The sequence below is a fragment of the Lentilactobacillus sp. genome (assembly GCF_040773105.1).
GTDB classification, from domain to species: Bacteria; Bacillota; Bacilli; order Lactobacillales; family Lactobacillaceae; genus Lentilactobacillus; species Lentilactobacillus parabuchneri.
The window spans coordinates 1-2009 of the sequence record NZ_JAXGWW010000302.1 but is presented as its reverse complement, the minus strand read 5'-3'; the positions used below and the strand labels follow the sequence as shown (position 1 = coordinate 2009).

3 protein-coding genes are annotated in these 2009 nt (G+C 44.6%); 2 read left to right on the top strand and 1 reads right to left on the bottom strand.

Features of this window, described 5'->3' with window-relative positions:
- Positions 1-478 (top strand): DUF554 domain-containing protein (locus AB3112_RS10995; RefSeq protein ID WP_367334513.1); only part of this gene is annotated, 478 nt, incomplete at its 5' end.
- Positions 479-654: 176 nt separating this feature from the next.
- Positions 655-1272, top strand: a complete 618-nt coding sequence (locus AB3112_RS10990) for a hydrolase (RefSeq protein ID WP_367334512.1) — start codon at positions 655-657, stop codon at positions 1270-1272.
- A gap of 116 nt (positions 1273-1388) precedes the next feature.
- On the opposite strand, the gene AB3112_RS10985 is transcribed toward AB3112_RS10990, so the two are convergent.
- A partial coding sequence (locus tag AB3112_RS10985; protein WP_367334511.1) for an isocitrate/isopropylmalate family dehydrogenase occupies positions 1389-2009 on the bottom strand: 621 nt, incomplete at its 5' end.

Below are 2009 nucleotides of genomic sequence, written 5' to 3'. Positions count from 1 at the left end.
TGGCGAATTGCTCGACTTCGATCACCAATTCAACCGTTTTGGTGACTGGTTAGAAATGAAGTTGGGGATGAAAGGCGATAATCATTTTTCCGAAGGCTTTGTCACCGCGACCCTTTTCATCTGTGTCGGTGCCATGGCAATCGTTGGTTCCCTGCAAAGCGGGATGGCTAACAATAATTCCGTGCTGTACACGAAATCAATGATCGACGGTATTTTTGTTTTGATTCTGGCAACAACACTTGGCCTGGGTGTCGCCTTCTCATCCATTTCAGTTGTGATTTATGAATCAACCTTAACATTACTGGCAAAATGGGTTGCACCATTGCTGACTCACACCGTCATTAACGAAATGACCTGCGTGGGATCTTTGCTAATCTTAATTATCGGTCTAAACATGCTGAAGCTAACTCAGATCAAAGTTGCCAATTTATTGCTGGCACCCTTCATCCCGATTCTGCTATATGCCATTTTCAAATAACCGTTCCATTTCAAACAATGCCCATTCCGGTCAATTCACCGGGGTGGGCATTTAGTCTTTCAAATCACCAGCTTTTTGACATTCAAACAATAATGTCTTAAATAAGTTGAGATACTTTGAAACTGTGGCGTCTCTGATTATAATGTGCGTAATTTAAAGGAGAGGATTGATTTCACATGACAAGTTATGCACCCAGAGATCCTAAAACTGACCGTCTACTGGCACCAGAAAATAGTGTATTTGCTATTATTGACTATCAATCGACCCAAATTCAGTCCATCGAATCTATGAACCGTTATCAACTGGTAAACAATATTGTTGCGACTGCCAAGTTGCTTAAAGACTTCCACGTACCGATTATTCTCTCAACGGTCAACGTGGCCACCGGCCGTAATCAAGATACCATTGCCGCTCTAAAAGACGTCTTAGGTGATATTCCTTCTTTCGACCGGACAACGATCAATGCCTGGGAAGATAAGGAATTTAACGAAGCGATCACGGGTACTAATCGCCACAACATTATCATGGCCGCTCTGTGGACAGAAGCCTGCCTGACCTTCCCGGCACTAGATGCACTGGCCGAAGGATATGATGTTTATCCAGTTGTGGATGCCGTTGGTGGGACTAGTCTCGAAGCACACGAAGCTGCGTTGCGGCGAATCGAACAGGCCGGTGCCCGTCCAACCTCCTATGCCCAGTTAGCTTGCGAGCTGCAGCGCGATTGGAACCGAACGGATACCGTTCCAGAGTTCTTGGAAAATATGAGTTCAACTGGCAAATTTTTAAGGTTATAGTTGTCACTTTCAACCTCATTCATCAAAATTCCTACTAAACATCAGCAGGACTTATCTCGGTATTTACCGAAATAAGTCCTGTTTTTTTCTTTACGATGAATGCATGGAGGATTCAGCTAGTTAACGTCTTTGATTAACTGTGCAACATAGTCGCCAAACTCACTGGTACTTAAAACCGTTGCGTCAGGTGTCTTGGCAAAATCCACCGTAACATGGTGTGATTTGATGCCCTGCTTGATGCCATGACGAATCAAATCGGCGACCTTGTTCCACCCTAGATAATCGAACATCATTGCCCCTGACAAAATAATTGACGTTGGGTTTAATTTGTTTTGACCGGCAAACTGCGGTGCTGTGCCGTGGGTAGCTTCAAAAATTGCGTGGCCCGTCTGGTAGTTAATGTTACCGCTGGGAGCGATCCCAATACCGCCCACCTGTGCCGCCAGCGCATCCGACAGATAGTCACCGTTCAAATTCATGGTCGCAACGACTTCAAAATGATCTGGGTGTAATAACGATTGCTGGAAAAAGTTATCGGTGATGACATCATTGACGACCAGCTTTTGCCCATCACGCGCAGCTTGAAAAGCTTTGTCAGCTGCTTTTGTGCCCTGATCAGCCTTAATTTGGTCATATTGATGCCACGTAAACACCTTGTCGCCATATTGTTCAGCAGTCTCATAACCCCATTTCTTAAAACTGCCTTCCGTTTTCTTCATAATGTTGCCTTTATGAAC

Coding starts and splice junctions, on each gene's coding strand:
- AB3112_RS10990 (WP_367334512.1), top strand. CDS start 655: ATGACAAGTTATGCACCCAGAGATCCTAAAACTGACCGTCTACTGGCA.